General features: G+C 44.3%; 23 protein-coding genes. 18 read left to right on the top strand and 5 right to left on the bottom strand.

The window, feature by feature from the left end:
- The 6 genes from NSA57_RS17535 to NSA57_RS17510 all read left to right on the top strand — a co-directional run.
- A partial coding sequence (locus NSA57_RS17535) for a nucleotidyltransferase family protein (RefSeq protein WP_306814148.1) occupies positions 1-422 on the top strand: 422 nt, incomplete at its 5' end.
- Positions 409-813 (top strand): HI0074 family nucleotidyltransferase substrate-binding subunit, encoded by a 405-nt coding sequence (locus tag NSA57_RS17530; RefSeq protein ID WP_022067349.1) that lies wholly within the window; start codon positions 409-411, stop codon positions 811-813. The genes NSA57_RS17535 and NSA57_RS17530, both read left to right, overlap by 14 nt.
- A 35-nt stretch (positions 814-848) precedes the next feature.
- Complete coding sequence (locus NSA57_RS17525; RefSeq protein WP_257465608.1) at positions 849-1,415, top strand: GNAT family N-acetyltransferase; 567 nt, start codon at positions 849-851, stop codon at positions 1,413-1,415.
- A gap of 16 nt (positions 1,416-1,431) precedes the next feature.
- The gene (locus NSA57_RS17520) at positions 1,432-4,659 is read left to right on the top strand and encodes a UvrD-helicase domain-containing protein (RefSeq protein WP_257465607.1); all 3,228 of its coding nucleotides are present in this window, start codon (positions 1,432-1,434) and stop codon (positions 4,657-4,659) included.
- Between the two features lie 49 nt (positions 4,660-4,708).
- Entirely contained in the window at positions 4,709-5,461 is a 753-nt protein-coding gene (gene larE, locus NSA57_RS17515) for an ATP-dependent sacrificial sulfur transferase LarE (RefSeq protein WP_257465606.1), read from the top strand.
- A gap of 123 nt (positions 5,462-5,584) precedes the next feature.
- Positions 5,585-6,115 carry a nitroreductase gene (locus NSA57_RS17510; protein WP_257465605.1) on the top strand — a complete coding sequence of 177 codons (531 nt, stop codon included), beginning with the start codon at positions 5,585-5,587 and terminating at the stop codon, positions 6,113-6,115.
- A gap of 34 nt (positions 6,116-6,149) precedes the next feature.
- Here the strand turns inward: NSA57_RS17510 and NSA57_RS17505 are convergent, their stop codons facing one another.
- A complete protein-coding gene (locus NSA57_RS17505) occupies positions 6,150-6,455 on the bottom strand; it encodes a hypothetical protein (protein ID WP_022067354.1) in 306 nt (101 codons plus the stop codon).
- 356 nt (positions 6,456-6,811) lie between these two features.
- On the opposite strand from NSA57_RS17505, the gene NSA57_RS17500 reads away from it, so the two are divergent.
- Positions 6,812-7,780: an AraC family transcriptional regulator gene (locus tag NSA57_RS17500; protein WP_257465604.1), complete on the top strand. Its 969-nt coding sequence runs from the start codon at positions 6,812-6,814 to the stop codon at positions 7,778-7,780.
- A 54-nt stretch (positions 7,781-7,834) separates the two neighbouring features.
- Here NSA57_RS17500 and NSA57_RS17495 read toward each other — a convergent pair whose 3' ends face one another.
- Positions 7,835-9,589, bottom strand: a complete 1,755-nt coding sequence (locus NSA57_RS17495) for an Rqc2 family fibronectin-binding protein (protein WP_257465603.1) — start codon at positions 9,587-9,589, stop codon at positions 7,835-7,837.
- Between the two features lie 299 nt (positions 9,590-9,888).
- On the opposite strand from NSA57_RS17495, the gene NSA57_RS17490 reads away from it, so the two are divergent.
- The 7 genes from NSA57_RS17490 (at position 9,889) to NSA57_RS17460 (ending at position 15,284) form a co-directional block, all read left to right on the top strand.
- Positions 9,889-10,767, top strand: a complete 879-nt coding sequence (locus tag NSA57_RS17490) for a YicC/YloC family endoribonuclease (protein WP_257465602.1) — start codon at positions 9,889-9,891, stop codon at positions 10,765-10,767.
- 15 nt (positions 10,768-10,782) lie between these two features.
- Positions 10,783-11,055 carry a DUF370 domain-containing protein gene (locus tag NSA57_RS17485; RefSeq protein WP_022067358.1) on the top strand — a complete coding sequence of 91 codons (273 nt, stop codon included), beginning with the start codon at positions 10,783-10,785 and terminating at the stop codon, positions 11,053-11,055.
- Entirely contained in the window at positions 11,048-11,680 is a 633-nt protein-coding gene (gene gmk / locus NSA57_RS17480; RefSeq protein ID WP_257465601.1) for a guanylate kinase, read from the top strand. The genes NSA57_RS17485 and gmk overlap by 8 nt, the downstream gene beginning before the upstream one ends.
- Position 11,681: 1 nt before the next feature.
- Positions 11,682-12,005 (top strand): DNA-directed RNA polymerase subunit omega, encoded by a 324-nt coding sequence (rpoZ, locus tag NSA57_RS17475; protein ID WP_257465600.1) that lies wholly within the window; start codon positions 11,682-11,684, stop codon positions 12,003-12,005.
- Between the two features lie 101 nt (positions 12,006-12,106).
- Positions 12,107-13,444 (top strand): 30S ribosomal protein S12 methylthiotransferase RimO, encoded by a 1,338-nt coding sequence (gene rimO, locus NSA57_RS17470; RefSeq protein ID WP_147599049.1) that lies wholly within the window; start codon positions 12,107-12,109, stop codon positions 13,442-13,444.
- Positions 13,428-13,967, top strand: coding sequence for a CDP-diacylglycerol--glycerol-3-phosphate 3-phosphatidyltransferase (pgsA, locus tag NSA57_RS17465; protein WP_022067362.1), 540 nt, complete (start codon positions 13,428-13,430; stop codon positions 13,965-13,967). Before rimO ends, pgsA begins: the two co-directional genes overlap by 17 nt.
- A 48-nt stretch (positions 13,968-14,015) precedes the next feature.
- Positions 14,016-15,284, top strand: a complete 1,269-nt coding sequence (locus NSA57_RS17460) for a competence/damage-inducible protein A (RefSeq protein ID WP_147599048.1) — start codon at positions 14,016-14,018, stop codon at positions 15,282-15,284.
- Positions 15,285-15,288: 4 nt separating this feature from the next.
- Here the strand turns inward: NSA57_RS17460 and NSA57_RS17455 are convergent, their stop codons facing one another.
- Positions 15,289-15,561, bottom strand: coding sequence for a hypothetical protein (locus NSA57_RS17455; protein WP_147599047.1), 273 nt, complete (start codon positions 15,559-15,561; stop codon positions 15,289-15,291).
- Positions 15,562-15,578: 17 nt separating this feature from the next.
- The gene (locus tag NSA57_RS17450; protein ID WP_257465599.1) at positions 15,579-15,905 is read right to left on the bottom strand and encodes a hypothetical protein; all 327 of its coding nucleotides are present in this window, start codon (positions 15,903-15,905) and stop codon (positions 15,579-15,581) included.
- A gap of 134 nt (positions 15,906-16,039) precedes the next feature.
- On the opposite strand from NSA57_RS17450, the gene NSA57_RS17445 reads away from it, so the two are divergent.
- Positions 16,040-16,177: a hypothetical protein gene (locus NSA57_RS17445; RefSeq protein WP_171026597.1), complete on the top strand. Its 138-nt coding sequence runs from the start codon at positions 16,040-16,042 to the stop codon at positions 16,175-16,177.
- A 26-nt stretch (positions 16,178-16,203) separates the two neighbouring features.
- Here the strand turns inward: NSA57_RS17445 and NSA57_RS17440 are convergent, their stop codons facing one another.
- Positions 16,204-16,503: a hypothetical protein gene (locus tag NSA57_RS17440; RefSeq protein ID WP_022067366.1), complete on the bottom strand. Its 300-nt coding sequence runs from the start codon at positions 16,501-16,503 to the stop codon at positions 16,204-16,206.
- 130 nt (positions 16,504-16,633) lie between these two features.
- On the opposite strand from NSA57_RS17440, the gene NSA57_RS17435 reads away from it, so the two are divergent.
- The 3 genes from NSA57_RS17435 to rnhA are packed head-to-tail and all read left to right on the top strand — an operon-like array spanning position 16,634 to position 19,643.
- The gene (locus NSA57_RS17435) at positions 16,634-18,373 is read left to right on the top strand and encodes a MutS-related protein (RefSeq protein ID WP_257465598.1); all 1,740 of its coding nucleotides are present in this window, start codon (positions 16,634-16,636) and stop codon (positions 18,371-18,373) included.
- A 16-nt stretch (positions 18,374-18,389) separates the two neighbouring features.
- Complete coding sequence (locus NSA57_RS17430) at positions 18,390-19,148, top strand: CpsB/CapC family capsule biosynthesis tyrosine phosphatase (protein ID WP_147599044.1); 759 nt, start codon at positions 18,390-18,392, stop codon at positions 19,146-19,148.
- Between the two features lie 15 nt (positions 19,149-19,163).
- The gene (rnhA, locus tag NSA57_RS17425; protein ID WP_257465597.1) at positions 19,164-19,643 is read left to right on the top strand and encodes a ribonuclease HI; all 480 of its coding nucleotides are present in this window, start codon (positions 19,164-19,166) and stop codon (positions 19,641-19,643) included.
- Positions 19,644-20,125 lie beyond the last annotated feature (482 nt).

Here is a 20,125-nt window from a genome sequence, read left to right as displayed (position 1 = left end):
AACAGATTTCTTTGAAAAAAAGTAATAGAACCACGTACTTAGGACTAGCCGTCGCGCTAGCGACTTGGTACAATAAAAAAAGAAAGCTTCAGGGAAGAGATAGAGAAATAATTGATATGGAGAATTATATGCAGACAACGGGAATTAAACAGACAGTGATACAGGAAATCCAGGAGTTAGCAGTGAAACATGGTGTTTCCAGAGTGATTTTGTTTGGTTCAAGAGCAAGAGGTACTTTTAGAGAGAAAAGCGACATTGATCTTGCTGTGGAAGGTGGAGATTTTATAAGGTTTTCACTGGATGTAGATGAAAATACCTCAACTTTATTGAAATATGATTTCATCAATCTGGATGAGCCTATCCAGGAGGAACTTCGCGCATCGATTCAAAAAGAGGGGAAGCTGTTGTATGAAAAAATTTGATCATTTTAAATCAAATCTTAAAATATTGGAGAAGGCAGATAAAGAAGATTTGACAAATGAATTTATTTTAGGTGGAATTATTGATAAATTTTTTATTCAGTTTGAATTGGGATGGAAAGTTTTAAAAGAATTATTAACGTATGAGGGACAAGCTGTTGCTGCAAGTGGCTCTCCAAGAATGATTCTAAAAGCAGCCTTTACAATTTATGATTTTTTGGAGGAAGAGCTTTGGTTGAATATGTTAAAAGCGAGAAATGATATGACACATATTTACGATTTTTCAGCAGCAAAAAGAATGGTAGAAATTATATTAAAAGATTATATTCCAGCTTTTCAGAGGATGAAAGAAGAAATAGAAGATATTTATGGAAATGAGCTTGATAAAATGTAAAAATATTGTCATATAGCTGCAAAAAGGAGAAATCTATGATTATTGATATCATTGAATATCAGCTTAAGGATGGAAGAACCGCACGAATCCGCAGTCCAAAAGATGAAGATATTCAGGAGATGCTGGATTTTCTGTATGTTTCAGCTGGAGAGACAGACTTTCTTATGCGTTGTCCGGAGGAATGCGGCAGATATACAACAGAAAGTGAAAAACAGCGTTTTGACAGAGTAAATAAAGCGGACAATGAAACCATACTTCTTTGTTTTGTGGATGGAAAGCTTGTCGGGAGCGGACAGATTATGTGGAGTAAAAGGATAAAAACCAGGCATCGGGCCAGCATATCTGTTACAGTGCTGCGTCAATTCTGGAGTCAGGGAATTGCAGTAAAGTTGATTCAGGAGCTGATAAAAATTGCAGAGAAAAATCCGGATATTTTGCAGATAGAACTGGAATTTATAGAAGGGAATACCCGGGCCAGAGCCTTATATGAGAAAATGGGATTTCGTATTACCGGGGAAAAGCCAAATGCGATTCGGCTTAAAGACGGAACTTTATTAAAGGAATATTCAATGATGTGGGAAATACAAAGACAGATGATATAAGAAAGCAGGTGGGGTTTTGAAGGGAATCGCAGATCTGCACATCCATTCCCGGTATTCCCGGGCGACAAGTAAACAGGGAACACCGGAGTATCTGGATCTGTGGGCAAGAAAGAAAGGAATCTCCATAGTGGGAACAGGAGACTTTACCCATCCGGAATGGCGGAAAGAGCTGGAAGAAAAGCTTGTTCCGGCAGAGGATGGGTTCTATTGTTTAAAAGAGGATTCTGTTCTGGAAGAGAGCAGAGAGTATGAAGGAGAGGCTCCCAGATTTGTACTTTCCGGTGAGATCAGTTCTATTTATAAAAAGAACGGAAAAGTCCGAAAAGTACATAATGTAATTCTTCTGCCGGGTCTTGAGGATGCAGAAAAGCTTTCGAAAAAGCTGGAAACCATAGGAAATATCCATTCGGACGGCAGACCGATCCTGGGCCTTGACAGCCATGATCTTCTGGAAATCATGCTGGAAATCTGTCCGGATGGAATACTGATCCCGGCTCATATCTGGACGCCTCACTTTTCGCTTTTTGGCGCATTTTCCGGATTTGATACGATGGAAGAATGTTTTGAGGATCTGACTCCTTATATACATGCGGTGGAAACCGGTCTGTCCTCTGACCCGCCGATGAACTGGCGGCTTTCGGCGCTGGATCGCTTCCAGCTTATTTCCAATTCAGATGCTCATTCTCCGGCAAAGCTTGGAAGAGAGGCGAATCTTCTTGATATTGAAATGAGCTATCAGGGACTTTATAAAGCGATTCAGGAGGGCGAAGGCCTGGAAGGAACCATTGAATTTTTTCCTGAGGAAGGAAAATATCATTTTGACGGGCACAGGAAATGTCATCTCTGCCTTACTCCGAAAGAGGCTGAGGCTTATGGTGGAATCTGCCCTGTCTGTGGAAAAAAGATCACCATTGGGGTGGATCACAGAGTGATGCAGCTTTCAGACAGGGAAGATGGAGAAGCCCGGAAAAATAAAAAGCCTTATGAAAATCTTGTGCCTTTGCCGGAAGTGATCGCAGCGTCCACAGGCAAATCCTCCGGCAGCAAAAGGGTGCAGGAACAGTATGAAAATATGCTGAAAAAGCTTGGATCTGAGTTTGATATTCTGAGGAAGATTCCGGTGGAAGAAATCAGGAAAGAGGAGGGCTATCTTGTCTCTGAGGGTATCCGGAGATTAAGAACCGGACAGGTGAAAAAAAGCCCCGGATTTGACGGGGAATATGGTACCATCAGTCTTTTTGATCCGGAAGAAATCGAAAATCCCAATGGACAGATGTCGTTTTTTAATGAGTGGGAAAGAGAAAAGGAACCAGGCATTCAGGCAGTGGATTCCTGTATCTCAGGAGGATTGACTCAGAAAAAAACGGAAGAGCTTTCCGGGCTGTCTGTGGAAGACAGAGAAGGGAGCGTTGCTGAGAAACAGAAGGAAACCATTCAGCAGTTAAATGAAAAGCAGAAACAGGCAGCTGAGACAATCGCCCGCAGAATTGCTGTTGCAGCAGGCCCGGGAACCGGAAAAACAAAGACGCTGATTTCGCGGATTCTGTATTTACTGGAAGAGAGAAAGGTAAGTCCGGGAGAAATTACAGCAGTAACTTTTACCAATCAGGCGGCAAAAGAACTGAAGGAACGACTGAAAAAACAGCTTGGTTCCAGACGGAGTGTAAATCGCATGCATATCGGAACATTTCATTCTCTTTGTCTGGATTTTTTGAAAAAACAGGGAAAAGAATTCTTTATAGCGGACCCTTCTGCACTTTCAGAAACAGCCCGGGAGATATGTAAAGAGTATGGATTTTCCATAACGCCGTCGCAGTTTTTGAACAAAGTTTCTGTACAGAAGACAGGAGCATTTTTTAATGAGGAGCCGGAATTATGGGAAGAACTCCTGGAAGTATATCAGAAAAGATTAAAAGAAGAAAACTGCTGTGATTTCGATGATCTTCTGTTGGAAACGCTGAAAGCTTTTCGGGAAATACACAGTCCCGGAAACAGAAAAAAACAGCCCTGTGAGCGATGCTTTTCCTATCTGATGGTAGACGAATTTCAGGATATTAATCCTGTTCAGTATGACCTGATCCGTGAGTGGAATAAAAAAGGAAAAGAGCTTTTTGTGATCGGAGATCCGGATCAGTCTATTTATGGATTCCGTGGTTCCGATTCCGGATGTTTTCTTAAAATGAAAGAGGAATTTCCGGAAACCTGTATGATCTCTCTGGAAAATAATTACCGCAGTACCGGAAATATTCTTAATGGCGCCCTGGCTGTGATCCGGAATAATCCCGGCATGGAGCGCTGTCTGAAACCGTGGAAAGAGACCGGCTTACCTGTACAGATTGCTGAGGCTCCATCCAAAAGATCAGAAGCCATTTTTGTGGCAAAAGAGGTGAGCCGTCTGGTTGGCGGTATGGATATGCTGGAGGCTCAGGAGCATTTTTTAAAAGAAGGTATGACCGGAAAAAGAAGCTTTCGGGATATTGCGGTTTTATACCGGACCCATCATCAGGCGCGGATTCTGGAAAAATGTTTTCAACAGGAGGGCATTCCCTATATTGTCAGTGGCAGGGAAGAGTTTCTGGAGGATCCGCTGATACAGGGCAGTATCAGTTTTTTCTGTTCTCTGGCAGAACCGGATAATCCATATTATAAAAAGGATGCCTTGAAAAAGCTGTGGGATCTGGAAGAAAATGAGATCAGCGGAAGTATTTATGAAGAGTTAAAAGCCAAATATCAGGACAGATGGAAAAGGGAAAAGCCCAAAAAATTCATGCAGAGCTGGATAAAAGATCTGGAACAGGAGGGAAATCCAAAGCTTCAGAATCTGGCAGATATGGCTATTTTTTATCCGGATATCAGAGCGTTTCTGGATGCGGTTCTTCTGGGAGAAGAGGGGGATCTGAAACGCTGCGGAGGAAAAAGTATTTCAGGAGATGCGGTATCCTTGATGACTTTGCACGCATCTAAGGGCCTTGAATTTCCTGTGGTGTTTATGTTTGGAATGGAAAAGGGAGAAATTCCTCTGGAAAGGGAGGAAAATCCCGCAGATATCCAGGAGGAACGGCGGCTGTTTTATGTTGGAATGACCCGTGCCAGAGAAGAACTGTTTCTTACCTGCGCTCAGGAACCGTCCTCATTTCTGGATGAAATTCCTGAAACATACACGCAGCGGAAAACAGTTGGAAAGCAGAAAAGGGTGCAGACCTATGAACAGCTCAGTCTGTTTGATATGGCGCCTGAGAAATAATATTTTTTCAGAAAACAGATATGAGATTTTAGCTGAAAGGGAAAACAGAATGGATTTAAAAGAATTTTTTCAGCAGAATCCAAGGGCTGCTCTTGGGTTTTCCGGTGGAGTGGATTCTGCTTTTTTGCTTGCCATGGCAGTAAAATATAAAGCTCAGGTACAGCCTTACTTTATTAAAACAGCTTTTCAGCCGGAGTTTGAGCTGCATGATGCCAGAGAGCTTACCCGGCGTCTTGGTGTGGAGCTTACAGTGATTGAGCACGATATTCTGAGCAGCCGGCAGGTGGCGGAAAACCCGGAGAACAGATGCTACTACTGCAAAAAAACACTGTTCGGACTTTTAAAGGAAAAAGCTTTGAAGGATGGTTATACCATGCTTCTGGATGGAACAAATGCTTCCGACGATTTTTCGGACCGGCCGGGAATGCAGGCGATCCGTGAGCTGGAGGTTCGTTCGCCTCTTCGGGAATGCGGACTGACAAAAACAGAGATACGAAGGCTTTCCAAAGAGGAAGGGCTTTTTACCTGGAACAAGCCTTCCTATGCCTGCCTGGCAACAAGAATACCTGCGGGTACTGTGCTTACAGAACCGGAGCTTCAAAAAATCGAAAAGGCTGAAGACAAGCTGTTCAGCCTTGGATTTACGGATTTTCGCATCCGGCTTTTTCATGGGGCAGCGCGTATTCAGCTTCCGGCAGAGCAGATGGCAAAAATGACAGAAATACGGGAAGAAATTTACAGGGAACTGAAGCCATACTTTAAGGCAGTTCTTCTGGATCTGGAAACACGGAAGTCGGTTTGAGAAAATAGATAAAGATCTATAAATGAGCAAATAAAAATCGAATAAAACAGTTTCTTATTTACCGCTGCGTAATGTAGTACATACACAGAGAAAAAATTCAACAGGATTAAGGAGGAGCCGAAAATGAGTCAGTTAAATGAAACGCTGGAGCTGATGCAGACAAGAAGAAGTGTTCGTGATTTTAAACCGGATATGGTTCCGGAGGACATTCTGGATAAGATTATAGAAGCGGGGCTTTGGGCAGCCAGTGGAAGGAACCGCCAGTCTCCGATCATTATCAAGGTTACAGATAAGAGTGTCCGTGACAGACTGTCCCGGTTAAATGCGGAAATTATGGGAACGGATTCCGATCCCTTTTATGGCGCGCCGGCAGTGCTGATCGTCCTTGCAGATAAAAACGCCCCCACATATCTTTATGACGGAAGCCTTGTAATGGGCAACCTTATGCTGGCTGCCCATTCTCTTGGAATCGGAAGCTGCTGGATCCACCGGGCAAAAGAAGAATTCGATGGTCCGGAGGGAAAGGAGCTCCTCAAAGAACTGGGAATTGAGGGGGACTATGAGGGAATTGGTCATTGTGTGCTGGGATATGTAAATGGAGAATATCCGGAAACAAAAGCCCGGAAGGAGAACCGAGTGTATTCCATAGACTGAAATGACTGGTCCGGCTGACCGGTTTTGTGAGATTTTATTCAGTCCTCAGCTGATCTGCATAGGTATGCTCAGTCAGCTCAGAAAGTACCGCGATTTTTTTATTAATGATCGGGCGCATACAGTTTGGCACATGCTCCTGGTGCGCCCGGTGTATGGCAACGCATTCCTTGCAGTTGCCGTGATATCTGCATGCTTTTGTGCAGGAGCAGTGATCCTTATGGGCATACTCTGTGCGAAAAGCAGAGGCAAATTCTTCCTGGATTTTAAGGCCTTCTTTTCGATTGCCCAGATGAAATTCTTTCATAGCTCTTTTTTCTGTTTCATTATTGTCGATAATCATGATTTTCCTCCGTTTGTGTGAAGCTTTGTTTTACAGGCTTGAGATGGTTGTCAGGAAACGAATATTTTTGACCGGATTCTGTTTGTAGTGACATTGTAACTTAGTCAAAATCTGTTTCAAATCATCTTTGGTGACGGCGTTTTGCTCTGTATGTCCCGGGATTTGGACATTTATGAGAGAACACCTTACAGGACGGTACTGTGTAAACAGTAACACCTGTCTGTTGCAATATCATAATATCACGATATTTTATTGAAATATACCATAATAAAAGGTAAAATATATATGAAAATCACCAAACAATGAGAATATTGCCAGTGGAAATCGTAATATATTTTCCTGTAAGGAGAAACGCCATGGAAACAATTAAGGATAATACCCCAATATATTCCCATAACCCCTGTCACAGTACCAAATTCCCCCTTCTTGTACTTGACGTCAGCAAAAAAGTCTGCAAACCTTTTAACGAGGGATTTCAGATGCTGCACTGGCATGAGGAAATACAGTTTGTGGCAGTGCAAAAAGGCGTGGTACATTTTAAGATATGGGAAAAGGAATATGAGCTTTCAGAGGGAAGCTGTATGTTTATTAACTGCAATGTTCTGCATCATATTTCAGAAAAACAGGATTGCAGCTATCACAGCTTTCTGATCCCGCCTAAAATGCTGGGATTTTTTGAGGGAAGTGCCATGGAAGAGCAGGAGGTTGATACAATTATCAAAAATCCTGCAGTCACAAATATGATTTTTCTGGCACGGGAACAAAAAGACAAAAAGGTTCTTAAAGCCATGAATCAGCTGGATGACCTTTATTTTTGTAAAACCAGGCCTGCTCATTGGGAATATGCTCTTTCTCTTTGTATCTGCAGGCTGTGGCTGGAAGCAACAGAGAGAATCATGGAGTTTTATGGCTGCGGAGAAGCCTTCGGATACGGTGACGGCGGAAACCGAAACAGAATACTTCCGGAAGTTCTTCAAAAAGATCATGAGCGTGTCCAGAAGCTTCTGAACTTTGTCCATGAAAATTACAGAAACGGGATTACTCTGGAAGAGATTTCCAGGGCGGGAAATGTCAGCATCACAGAATGTCTCAGATGCTTTAAAAGGTATACGGGAGAGTCTCCTTATCAGTATCTTCAGAAATACAGGCTTCAGGCGGGAGCTTCCCTTTTGGAAACAACAGGGGACAGTGTAACTGAAATTGCTCTTCGGGTGCATTTTCCATCGGCCAGCGCATTTATATCTGCATTTCGGAAAGCCTACGGCATTACGCCAAAAAAATTCAGGGAGAGTAAGCAGATAAAATCTCCTTCCCTCCCTGGCTGATAAAAATTTCCGGGCTTTTATGGTGTCCCGTAACGGTCTGGAATTGTTCTCAGCTTATTGCTGTGAAGCTTCTTTTATTTCCGAGATATCCGGCTTGGCCATAAGGGAATAGTTGGTGTAATAAACCACAAATCCCGGTTTGGCTCCTGCCGGTTTTTTTACATGCTTTTTCTGGATATAATCGATTTCCACCTTGGGGGCAGTGCGGCCTTTGGAGTAATAGGCAGCCAGACGTCCGGCTTCTTCAAACGTGCGGTCAGGCAGTTCTCCGTCAGGGGTTTTTACGATCACATGGGAGCCTGCCATTTTTTTTGCGTGGAACCACCAGTCATTTCCGGATGCCTGCTTAAAGGTCAGCTCATCGTTCTGGAAGTTGTTTTTTCCTACAAAGATATCAAAGCCGTCACTGGAAACATAGTGGAAGGGCTTTGATTTTTCCTGCATTTTTTTGCCTTTTTTGGAAGAATAATGTTTTTTGATAAAACCGTATTCAGTCAGCTCCTCCTTGATCTGACTGAGATCGCTTTCAGCCCGGGCAATGTCCAGGGCATTGGAGATGGACTCCAGATGTTCGATTTCAGATTCTGTTTCTGCAATCTGACCGGTAAGAGCCTCTTCCGTACGTTTCAGCTTGGTGTACCGGTCGAAGTATTTCTTTGCATTTTCTCCCGGAGTAAGGGTGGGATCAAGAGGAATGGTAACCTCTTCGTTTGTATAATAATTCAGGGCCTTAAAGGACTTGCAGCCTTCCTCCAGACCGTATCCGTAGGTATTGATCAGCTCGCCGTAGATCCTGTATTTTTCCTTTTTGGCAGTATCCTTCATCTGTTTTGTCTGAAGGGCATACTTCTTTCGGTTTCTTTCAAGGGCAGTCTGAACAATCCGGCGAAGGTCAGAAGATTTCTGGCGGATACGGTTCAGGGTATCTCTGGAAGAATAGTAGGTGGACAGCATGGAAGATACGGTTTCAAATTCCACGCTGTGATATTCCGGTCCGAACTGGGTCAGAGGAAGAACGGCATATTCTACCGGTTCATTTCCGCGATAAATGATATTTGGAGTAAAATCCCCTTCCTGTATCTGCTCCATCAGTCTTTTGAATGTATGATACAGATGGACGCAGGCGGTTTCATCCAGAGAGAGGGCAGGGTCATTGCCATCAATGGATGCGCGGTAACAGATTTCCTCTGCAATAAGAGGACTTAAACCCGTAAGGGAAGAATAGAGCGCCCTGGAAATATTGCAGGGCTTTTTGCATACTGCGCTGATAAATTCCTCCTCGTTAATAGTAAGGGGATCTGACTTTTCCTGAGTCCGGGGAAGAAAATACTGCCGGCCCGGAAGAACCTCTCTCACAGAGCTCATGTGAGAGGACACATGTTTGATGCTGTCAAGGACCATTCTGTTTTCATCGCAGAAAATAATGTTGCTGTGTTTGCCCATAAGCTCCATGATAAGAATTTTTTTACAGGGATCTCCCATTTCATTTAGATGCTCCAGCTCAAATTCCACCACTCGCTCCATTCCCGGCTGTTTTATAGAAGCGATTTTTGCGCTGCCGATATGTTTGCGCAGAAGCATGCAGAAATTGGGCGCAGTAAGGGGGCTGGGCTTGTTTTTATCAATAAAATAAATCAGCGGAAGAGAGGCGTTTGCAGACAAAAGCAGTCTGCACTGTCCCTGACCGCCTTTTGCCGTGATCAGAAGTGCGTCTGATTCCGGCTGGGCGATCTTATTAAAACGTCCGCCGTCAAGATATTTATGTAATTCCTGAACCATTGCTGCAATGGTAATTCCGTCAAAAGCCATAATGAGTACTCCTTTTTTCTTTCTGGCTACAGTATAGCATGTCTGTGAGAATTCCGCAAAAGAATATGTATGGTAATTTGCCGGGCTGACAGTCGCAGAAGTTATTTTGTTACCGTTTACACGGTACTGTTCCGTAACCGGAATGAACAGGAACTTTTTGATCGGATACAGAAAAAACAGTTTGACTACCCTGTTTAGATGCTCTATAATAAATCTGTATGTAAACATATATTGTGTCTGATGGAATATGCAGACATACATCATGCAAAAAGAAGTAACCTGCAAAGTGAGACAACATTATGATAAAAAGTATGACAGGCTTTGGCCGTGCCGAGGCCGTGACAAAAGAGTGGAAGATCACAGTTGAGCTGAAGTCGGTAAATCACAGATATCTGGATCTGAATATCAAGATGCCCAGAAAACTGAACCTTTTTGAGGGACAGGTCCGTAATCTGATGAAGACTTACATGCAGCGGGGCAAGGTAGATGTTTTTATTACCTATGAGGATTATACTGCCGGAAGTGTGGCTCTTAAGTACAATCGTGATCTTGCAGCAGAATATCTGGGATATTTTAAAGAGATGGAAGAGGAGTTCCGGTTGAAAAATGATATCGGTGTAGCTGCACTTTCCAGATATCCTGAGGTTCTGACCATGGAAGAGCAGCCGGTCAATGAGAAAAAACTGTGGACCTGCCTTGAGGGACCTCTTCATGAAGCGTGCAGACGCTTTGTGGATACAAGAGAGACCGAGGGAAGAAACTTAAAAAATGATCTCCTGACCAAGCTGGATGCGCTGGATGAAAAGGTCAGCGCAGTGGAAGCCCGTTCCCCTGAAGTGGTTCAGGCGTACAGAGAAAAGCTGGAAGCAAAGGTTCATGAGCTTCTGGAGGATTCTCAGATTGACGATAACCGTATTGCCGCAGAGGTTGTGATCTATTCAGACAAGATCTGTAATGATGAGGAAACAGTACGGCTTCACAGCCATATCCGGGGCATGAAAAAAATTCTTACAGAAAAAGAAGGAATTGGCCGTAAGCTGGATTTTATGGCACAGGAAATGAACAGGGAAGCCAACACCATTCTGTCCAAGTCCAATGATATTGAAATTTCTGATATTGCCATTGATCTGAAGACTGAAATCGAAAAGATCCGTGAGCAGATTCAGAACATAGAGTAACGGAGGCGGAAATCGGTGGCAAAGCTGATCAATGTAGGTTTTGGAAATGTAGTAAATTCTCAGAAAATAGTTGCTGTGGTAAGCCCGGATGCGGCTCCTGTCAAGCGTATGGTTCAGAGTATCAAAGGAACCAGAGCGCTGGTAGACGCCACACAGGGACGTAAGACAAAGGCAGTGATCGTTACTTCAGACGATTATGTGGTGCTGTCGGCGCTGCAGCCGGAAACGATCGCAAGACGTTTTGCGGAAGCATACGATTATGAGGAGCGAGGAGAGGAACATGAGTAAAGGCGTTTTGGCAGTGGTATCCGGATTTTCCGGAGCCGGAAAAGGAACAGTCATGAAAAAGCTTCTGGAAAGCTTTGATGACTATGCGTTGTCGGTTTCTGTAACAACCAGAAAACCAAGACCGGGAGAGGTGGACGGAAAGGATTACTTTTTCCGCACAAAAGAAGAAGTGGAAGAAATGATCGCTCAGGATCAGCTTCTGGAATATGCCCGGTATGTAGACAATTATTATGGAACTCCCCGTTCTTATGTGGAGGAAAAGCTTTCTGAGGGCAAAAATGTGATCCTGGAAATTGAGATCCAGGGCGCGATGAAAATAAAAGAAAAGATACCGGAAGCGGTTCTTATTTTTGTAACGCCTCCTTCTGTGGACGAGCTGAGAAGACGTCTGGAAGGACGGGGTACTGAGACACAGAAAGTGATCGAATCCCGTCTCAGCCGCGCTGCTGAGGAAGCGGAAGGAATGGAAGATTATGATTATCTTCTGGTAAATGATGACCTGGAGGAGTGTGTAAATGAACTTCACCGGATCATTTCAAGTGAACGCTGCAAGACACAGCGGAATACAGAGTTTATTAACAGAATCCAGGAGGAATCCCGGGGATTAATGAAAGGAGATTTATAATATGATACATCCGTCATATTCAGAACTGATTCAGGCGATCAACAACAATGCAGAGGAAGACGACAACACTATGATGCTGAACAGCCGCTACTCTCTGGTACTGGCTACCAGCAAACGTGCCCGTCAGCTGATCGCCGGCGCTGAGCCTATGGTAAGAGGAGCTGCAGGAAAGAAACCTCTGTCCGTAGCCATTGATGAATTTTATCAGGGTCAGGTAAAGATCGTGGCTGACAACACAGAAGAGGAAGAAACTTCAGAGCCGGCAGTGGAAACTGCAGAGGCTGAAGCAGAAAGCGCTGTACAGACAGCAGAAACAGAAGAATAAAAATAAAAGGGGCGGTGTAAATCGAACTCCCGGCGGCATTTTTTGAGGATTCCGGCGGAAAGATGATTCTGCAGCGCTCCTTATATATATCAGGAGAACATATGAAAGTATTATTTATTTCACTTGGCTGCGACAAGAACCTGGCAGATTCCGAGGAAATGCTGGGGCTGCTTACGGGAAAGGGCCATGAGATCGTGGACTCTGAAGAAGAGGCAGAGGTAATTGTCATTAATACCTGCTGTTTTATCCATGATGCAAAAGAAGAGAGTATTGAAAATATTCTGGAGATGGCGGAGTACAAAAAAGCAGGAACCTGCAAGGTACTGATCGTGACAGGCTGTATGGCGCAGCGCTATAAAGAAGAGATCATTGAGGAGATTCCTGAGGTAGACGCAGTTCTGGGAACCACCTCTTATATGGATATTCTGAAAGCGATCGATGAAGCCTGTGAGGGAAGACATTTCCAGGAGTTCCGGGATATCAATGAACTTCCGGAGGATTCCGGAAGAAGAGTTCTGACTACAGGCGGCCATTATGGTTATCTGAAGATTGCCGAGGGCTGCGACAAACACTGTACTTATTGCATTATTCCTTCTCTCAGGGGAAGATTCCGTAGTGTTCCTCAGGAGCGGCTGATCGCTCAGGCAGAGCATATGGCGGAACAGGGGGTAAAAGAACTGATTCTGGTAGCTCAGGAAACTACCATGTACGGTACGGATCTTTACGGAAAAAAGACTCTTCATCTTCTTATGAAAGAGCTTTGTAAGATTAAGGGAATTCGCTGGATCCGTGTTCTTTACTGTTATCCGGAAGAAATTTATGATGAACTGATCCAGGTTATGAAGGAAGAAAAGAAAATCTGTCATTATCTTGACCTTCCCATTCAGCATGCCAGCGACCGGATCCTGAAAAGAATGGGCCGCCGCACAACCAGAGCCCAGCTGACTGCCACCATAGAAAAGCTCAGAAAAGAGATTCCGGATATTGTTTTAAGAACAACGCTGATCACAGGCTTTCCGGGAGAGACAGAAGAGGATCATCAGGAGCTGATGGAATTTGTGGACGAAATGGAGTTTGACCGTCTGGGAGCCTTTACCTATTCTCCTGAGGAGGGCACTCCTGCAGAGACCATGGAAGATCAGATTCCTGAGGAGATAAAAGAAGAAAGACGGGATGAGATCATGGAGCTTCAGCAGGAGATTTCTCTGGAAAAGGGAAATGACCGGATCGGTCAGGAGCTGCTGGTCATGATCGAAGGCAAGGTGTCCGGGGAGAGCGCTTACATTGCAAGAACCTATGGAGACGCCCCGAAGGTGGACGGATATATTTTTGTTCAGACAGGCGAGCTTCTTATGACCGGAGACTTTGCAAAGGTTCGGGTGACCGGAGCCCTGGAATATGATTTGATAGGAGAATTGGCAGATGAATACACCGAATAAACTGACTGTTGGAAGAATGATACTTGTGCCCTTTATGGTTCTGTTTTTACTGACTGACCTGGGCGGAGAGGCAAACCGTTATATATCCCTTGTTATTTTTGCCGGAGCCAGTATTACGGACTGGTTTGACGGTTATCTGGCAAGGAAACACCATCTTGTAACCAATTTCGGAAAATTTATGGACCCGCTGGCAGATAAGCTTCTTGTGTGCTCTGCCATGATCTGTATGATCGAGCTTGGAAGACTTCCGGCATGGATCGTTATCATTATTATTGCAAGAGAATTTATTATCAGTGGATTCCGTCTGATCGCAGCAGAAAACGGAGTGGTGATCGCTGCAAATTACTGGGGAAAATTTAAAACAGTTTCCCAGATGATCATGATCATTCTTCTGATTCTTCATTTCGGAGGAATTTTTGCAGTACTGGAGCAGATCTTTATCTGGCTGTCTCTGGCGCTTACCGTTATTTCACTGATCACTTATATATGGCAGAACCGTTCTGTCCTGTCCATGCAGGAATAAAAACGGCTGTTTCAGAATATCGGGGATACAAAAAGGAGGCTGTAAAAGATGATTACAGAACTGGTAGCAGTAGGAACTGAGATTTTACTTGGCAATATCGTAAATACAAACAGCGCGTATCTGGCAGAAAAATGCGCGCAGCTTGGACTTTCTCTGTATTATCAGACCGTTGTGGGAGATAATGAGCAGAGAATGAAGGATACCATTAAAACGGCCCTTGACCGTTCTGACGTTGTGATTCTTACCGGAGGCCTGGGGCCTACGAAGGACGATCTGACAAAGGAGATCACAGCGGAAGTTATGGGGCTTCCTCTTGTGGAAGACGCTCACAGCAGAGAGCTTCTGGACGCGTACCTGAAGCAGTACGAAAAAAATGACGCTCAGCGGAGAATCACTTCCAATAATTATAAACAGGCAATGGTACCTCAGGGAGCCCTTGTTCTGGATAATCATAACGGAACCGCTCCGGGTCTTATTATTGAAAAGAACGGAAAAACAGCAATCCTTCTTCCGGGACCTCCAAATGAGCTGAAGCCTATGTTTGAGGAGGAGGTTTTCCCGTATCTTCGTAAAAAACAGCCGGAGATCATTTATTCACAGATGGTAAAAATCTGTTCCATCGGAGAAAGCCAGGTGGCAGAGGAAATTCAGGATCTGATTGAACAGCAGTCCAACCCTACCATTGCTCCTTATGCAAAGACCGGGGAAGTACATCTGAGGGTTACAGCCAAGGCAGAAAGCGAAAAAGAGTGCAAAAAGCTGATCAAGCCGGTTGTAAGGGAGCTGAAAAGCCGGTTTGGCAAAAATATTTTTGCAACAGAAGAAAAAAAGACTCTGGAAGAGGCAGTAGTGGATATGCTGAAAGACCAGAAGCTTACCCTTTCTCTTGCAGAGTCCTGTACAGGCGGCGCTATTGCGTCCAGAATTGTAAACGTTCCCGGCGCCTCTGAGGTATTTCTTCAGGGCATGGTAACTTACAGCAACCGTGCCAAGCGGAAAAGCCTTGGGGTAAAAAAATCAACACTGAAAATGCATGGCGCTGTTTCTGAGAAGTGCGCCAAGGAAATGGCAAAGGGCGGCTGCTTTGTTACAAAAACAGACATCTGTCTTTCTGTTACGGGAATTGCCGGACCGGACGGCGGCACAAAGGAGAAGCCGGTAGGTACTGTGTTCATGGGCTGCTGTTATAATGGAAAGACTGTTGTCCGTGAATATCATTTTACAGGCAACCGGGCAAAAATCCGGGAACAGTCAACTGCGCATGCGCTTGCCTTTTTAAGAGAATGTATTATGGAGGGTGTCAGCAAAAAAGACTGATTCCCTAGCGGATCATTCGCATAAGACTTACAATGCGGTCAATTTTTGCAGCTTCCTGAGGGGATTTTCCCATTTTGAGAACTTCCAGAACAGCGGAGATTTCATTAGAGGAAAAATTAAGCCCGTTTCCTTTTCCCCGGGAAGCTGCATCCATCAGAAAAGGGAGCATATCTGAGGCGTTTTTGCCTGTTCCCTGTTCTGCAAGATTCTGAAGCATTTCCAGTTTACTTTTATCCATATCTGCAAGTCTGGGGTCATTCTGCCAGTTTTTGTCCATAGGATCTCCTTTTTTAATTATTCGTTTAAAATCTGAAGCATTTGTACCAGGATCAGCATGTTGGTAAGCTGATCCACTTTTTGCCGGCTTTTGCCATAACTGAATCTGCGGATATCCTGAAGCATTTCCACCGGATCGGCAGCTGTGTTTTCGCAGATCTGCATGTCAGCGCGTTCTGGAGAGAACAGCGCCATTGTGTTGGATAATTCCTCCAATTTCGTATAAAGAGAAATGATCTGCCGTGCAGAAGGCGGGAGATAAGGAACGGCTGCCTTGATAAGCTGTGTCTGGTCGCTGCTTACCATCTGGTCAAGAGCGGTCTGAGAAATAAGTTCCTGATCCATAGTCAAGACTCCTTTTTTATTAATATATGATTCTTCTTAAAGAATATGTGACTGAATTTTCAGGCGGAAGGTGTGTACCTGAAAAATATCTGCTACATATAATATATAGAAAGCAGATCAGGAAGTGACAGAAATTGAATGAAAAAAAGCAGAAGCTGATTCTGGACGGCAATGCCTTTTATGAGATAGATCTGGAGTGTCTGAAACAGAAAAAAGAAAAAGAGCACAGAGAAAAACAAAGGGCTGAGCATCAGAAAAGGCAGAGGAAATAACCTCTGCCTTAAAAAGACCAGATAGATCAGCAGCAGCCGTTATTGCCGCCGCATCCGCCGCAAAGCAGAAGCAGGATAACGATGATCCAGCAGCAGTCGCCATTATTACCGCCGCATCCGCCTCCATTGCCGCCCCAGCTGTTGTTGCCGCAGAGGCACATGAGAATGATGATCCAGAGAATACAACTGCAGGAGCTGCCGCCCCACATATTGTTTATGGAAGAATTTCCACATCCGCAGCTGTTGCCGCAGCCACAACTGTTTTCACATCCGCAGCCACATCTTTCTTCTCCGCATCCGCAGTTCGTAGCAGCTAAATCACTCATTATAAAATCCTCCGAAATTTGTTTTACACTTCATCTTATGTGAAGGGGATGTCCATTGTGACACTGTTTATTGACATAAAAAAATATTTTCAGTATACTCAGTTTAAAATATTATGGAGATACAAACGAGATGTTTCTGAAGAAAGGGGAGTTTATGCATCCATATGTAACTGTGATTCTGCTCACTGTGGCAGCGATTCTGCTGCTGGTGACCTGGATCTTATATGAAAACAGAAAGCAGAAAAAAAGAATGCTGAGAAAGATTCAGAGGATTTACGGTAAAGTACCGGAAAGAGAATATGCTGCCGGAGATCTGAAAAATATTTCTCATTACTTCCTCAGAAAAAAGGGGGACGATTTCTGGATTGATGACATTACCTGGAATGACCTTGATATGGACAGAATTTATATGCTGATCAATCAGACAGTTTCTTCGCCGGGAGAGGATGTCCTTTACGATATGCTGAGACGACCGGTTTTTCGCCAGGAGGATATTGACCGAAGGGAAAAACTGATCCGTTTTTTTGCTGAAAATAAGGAAAAACGGGAGCAGATGCAGATCCTTCTGTCAAATGTGGGAAAAACCTGGCATGGTTCACTGTCAGATACCATACTGGCTCTGGAGGAGGCGCCTCAGGTAAATACAGGTCTTCACTGGGTTATGTTTGTCCTGCTTATTGTAACGCTTGTGGGTGTTCTGCCCTTTTATCCGGCGCCTGGTTTTCTGCTCTTTGTGCTTTTAAGTACAGTGAATGTGGTCTATTATTATGCAGGAAAAGACAGACAGAGGATCGGAGCTTTTCTGGACTGCTTTTCCAGCTTTCTCTGCATGCTGGAATCCGCAGAGAGGATGGAGACAGCGGACTGGCCCGAGATCAGTGAACAGATGGAATATATCCGCAAAGGGAAAAAGGCTCTTTCCGGATTGAAAAAACGTGTGTTTTTCCTCACAGGAAGAAACGATACCTCAGGAAATCCGGCCCAGCTTTTTCTGGATTATATCAGGATGCTTTTTCATGTGGATATACTTATCTATAACGGAACTCTGAAAACTGTACAGGGAAAAACACAGGAGATCATGCTTCTTCTTGACAATATGGGAGAACTGGATGCAGTCATATCCATTGCTTCGTTTCGGGAGCTTCTTCCTCTCTGGTGCAGTCCCTGCTTCTGCGAAGAAAAAGGAAAGCATATCCGTCTTCTGGCAGAGGATCTTTATCATCCTCTTATACAGGAACCGGTAGCCAATACCATTGAGACAGAGGGGAGCGTTCTTGTGACAGGCTCCAATGCATCCGGTAAATCTACGTTCCTGAAGAATGTTGCCATTAACAGTATTCTTGCCCAGACAGTTCTTACCTGTACCTGCTCTCATTATGAAGCGCCTTTTTTGAAGGTGATGACTTCCATGGCTCTTCGGGATGATCTTTCCGGAGGGGAAAGCTATTTTATTGTGGAGATCCGGTCACTGAAAAGGATCCTTGATGAAAGCAGAAAACAGGAACCTCTTCTGTGCATTATCGACGAGGTTTTAAGAGGAACCAATACCATTGAGCGCATTGCCGCTTCCTCCCGGATACTCAGCGCTCTGAACCGGGACTGGATTCTTCCTTTTGCGGCCACGCATGATATTGAGCTGTCATATATTCTGGACAGGCAGTACCGGAACTATCATTTTGAGGAGGAGGTACAGGAGCATGAGGTTCTGTTCCATTATCTTCTGAAAAAAGGCAGAGCCACCAGCAGGAATGCCATAAAGCTGCTTTCCATGCTGGAGTATGATCCGGTCATTGTAAAAGGAGCAGAAGAGGCGGCGGCAGATTTTGAGCAGACAGGAGTATGGAAACCCTGTGTGAAAGAAGGAAGATAAAGGGGATGACAGTTTTATGCAAGAGCTGGGATTGTATGATATACATTGCCACATAGTTCCCGGTGTGGATGACGGGGCGGTAAACCTGGAGGAAGCTGTAAAAATGGTAGAAGCCCAGTATAAACAGGGGATTCGTACAATTATTGCAACGCCTCATTTTCGTAAGGGAATGTTTGAACCTTCTGCTTCAGAAGTAAAAAAACAGTTTCAGATTTTAAGAAAAACCGTATGGGAGATCAATAAGGATATGCGGCTTTATCTGGGAAGTGAATTGTATGCCAGTGAAAATATGATCTCTCAGATAAAGGATAAACGTGCGATGCCTATGGCCGGCTCTAATTATGTGCTGACAGAATTGTATGAAGCTATCACTGCTTCTCAGGTGCGGGCATATCTGGGAATACTGATTTCTAAAGGATATCGTCCAGTGATCGCTCATGCAGAACGATATGGATGTATGAGAAATGATATTAATTTTATAGAAGATATGATTGAAATGGGAGCATATATCCAGCTGAATGCTGACAGTGTGATCGGGAAAGAGGGATTTGCCTTAAAAAGATTTTGCAAAAAACTTTTGAAAAGCGGAAATGTCCATTTTGTAGGTTCAGACTGTCATGGAATAAAAAGAAGGCCGTCCAGAATCGGAGAGGCTTATGTTTATATCTGCAGGAAATTCGGACAAGAGTACGCAGATGAAATTTTTATTTATAATCCCCGCAGGATACTGGAGGACGCACGGCAAAAACGAGCGGGTACAAAGAAAATCGTATAGGATCAGGAGGCAGATATGCAGGTAAAAATTTATACAGACGGAGCGGCAAGAGGAAACCCGGACGGACCGGGAGGCTATGGAGCAATTCTCCATTATGTGGATACAAAAGGGCAGCTTCATGAAAGAGAGCTGTCCAGAGGCTATAAAAAAACGACAAACAACCGGATGGAGCTGATGGCGGCCATTGCGGCGCTGGAGGCTTTGACAAAGCCCTGTCAGGTGGATCTTTATTCAGACTCCAAATATCTGGTGGATGCGTTTAATCAGCACTGGATCGACTCCTGGCTGAAAAAGAACTGGAAGCGGGGGAAAAACGAGGATGTAAAAAATGTGGATCTGTGGAAGCGCCTTCTGAAGGCAAAAGAGCTCCATCAGGTTACCTTTCACTGGGTAAAGGGACATGCGGATCATGCTCAGAACGAACGCTGCGATCAGCTTGCCACATCCGCGGCAGACGGCACGGAGCTGTATGAAGATGAGGGACTGAAGCAGTAAGTTTTTTGCTTATTGTTCATTTGGCATTCTGACCTGTATGTTTCGGGATAGTAAGCTGTAAACAGTAACCTTTATTACTTTAAGTTGATAAACTGGTCTCAATCCCTCTTGACAAATAAAAAGGGGCTTTGTATACTTTTAGAAGTATATGAAACGGCTTGGAAGAGAACAAGTAGCTTCAGGGAAGCACACAGAGAGCTGCCGGAGGGTGAGAGGCGCGTGCGGAACTTTTGTGAATACATCTCGGAGCTCTGCACCGAACCGGACTGTTTGAGAACAGGCAAGTAGGCTGCAGCGGAGCGGCACACGTTATCGTGCTCAATGAGGCAGGAAAAATGCAATTTCCTGTGAATTTAGGTGGTAACACGGGACCCGGTTCTCGTCCTAAAAGGACAGGAACCGGGCTTTTTGTTAGGGCAAAGCCCTGTTTGCCATTGTGGAGTTTTTCGCTGATCCGAAAAACGAAGCTTTGGAAAACAAAT

Origin of the sequence: Blautia caecimuris, assembly GCF_024622975.1 — a bacterium.
Lineage (GTDB): Bacteria > Bacillota > Clostridia > Lachnospirales > Lachnospiraceae > Blautia_A > Blautia_A caecimuris.
Note: the sequence above shows the minus strand (reverse complement) of the source record. Positions and strands in the feature narration are given on the sequence as shown.

Bases quoted from the DNA above. Each gene is read 5' to 3' on its own strand.
- NSA57_RS17530 (WP_022067349.1), top strand. From the start codon at position 409: ATGAAAAAATTTGATCATTTTAAATCAAATCTTAAAATATTGGAGAAG.
- NSA57_RS17525 (WP_257465608.1), top strand. From the start codon at position 849: ATGATTATTGATATCATTGAATATCAGCTTAAGGATGGAAGAACCGCA.
- larE (WP_257465606.1), top strand. From the start codon at position 4,709: ATGGATTTAAAAGAATTTTTTCAGCAGAATCCAAGGGCTGCTCTTGGG.
- NSA57_RS17510 (WP_257465605.1), top strand. From the start codon at position 5,585: ATGAGTCAGTTAAATGAAACGCTGGAGCTGATGCAGACAAGAAGAAGT.
- NSA57_RS17505 (WP_022067354.1), bottom strand. From the start codon at position 6,455: ATGATTATCGACAATAATGAAACAGAAAAAAGAGCTATGAAAGAATTT.
- NSA57_RS17500 (WP_257465604.1), top strand. From the start codon at position 6,812: ATGGAAACAATTAAGGATAATACCCCAATATATTCCCATAACCCCTGT.
- NSA57_RS17495 (WP_257465603.1), bottom strand. From the start codon at position 9,589: ATGGCTTTTGACGGAATTACCATTGCAGCAATGGTTCAGGAATTACAT.
- NSA57_RS17490 (WP_257465602.1), top strand. From the start codon at position 9,889: ATGATAAAAAGTATGACAGGCTTTGGCCGTGCCGAGGCCGTGACAAAA.
- gmk (WP_257465601.1), top strand. From the start codon at position 11,048: ATGAGTAAAGGCGTTTTGGCAGTGGTATCCGGATTTTCCGGAGCCGGA.
- rpoZ (WP_257465600.1), top strand. From the start codon at position 11,682: ATGATACATCCGTCATATTCAGAACTGATTCAGGCGATCAACAACAAT.
- rimO (WP_147599049.1), top strand. From the start codon at position 12,107: ATGAAAGTATTATTTATTTCACTTGGCTGCGACAAGAACCTGGCAGAT.
- pgsA (WP_022067362.1), top strand. From the start codon at position 13,428: ATGAATACACCGAATAAACTGACTGTTGGAAGAATGATACTTGTGCCC.
- NSA57_RS17460 (WP_147599048.1), top strand. From the start codon at position 14,016: ATGATTACAGAACTGGTAGCAGTAGGAACTGAGATTTTACTTGGCAAT.
- NSA57_RS17455 (WP_147599047.1), bottom strand. From the start codon at position 15,561: ATGGACAAAAACTGGCAGAATGACCCCAGACTTGCAGATATGGATAAA.
- NSA57_RS17450 (WP_257465599.1), bottom strand. From the start codon at position 15,905: ATGGATCAGGAACTTATTTCTCAGACCGCTCTTGACCAGATGGTAAGC.
- NSA57_RS17440 (WP_022067366.1), bottom strand. From the start codon at position 16,503: ATGAGTGATTTAGCTGCTACGAACTGCGGATGCGGAGAAGAAAGATGT.
- NSA57_RS17435 (WP_257465598.1), top strand. From the start codon at position 16,634: ATGTTTCTGAAGAAAGGGGAGTTTATGCATCCATATGTAACTGTGATT.
- NSA57_RS17430 (WP_147599044.1), top strand. From the start codon at position 18,390: ATGCAAGAGCTGGGATTGTATGATATACATTGCCACATAGTTCCCGGT.
- rnhA (WP_257465597.1), top strand. From the start codon at position 19,164: ATGCAGGTAAAAATTTATACAGACGGAGCGGCAAGAGGAAACCCGGAC.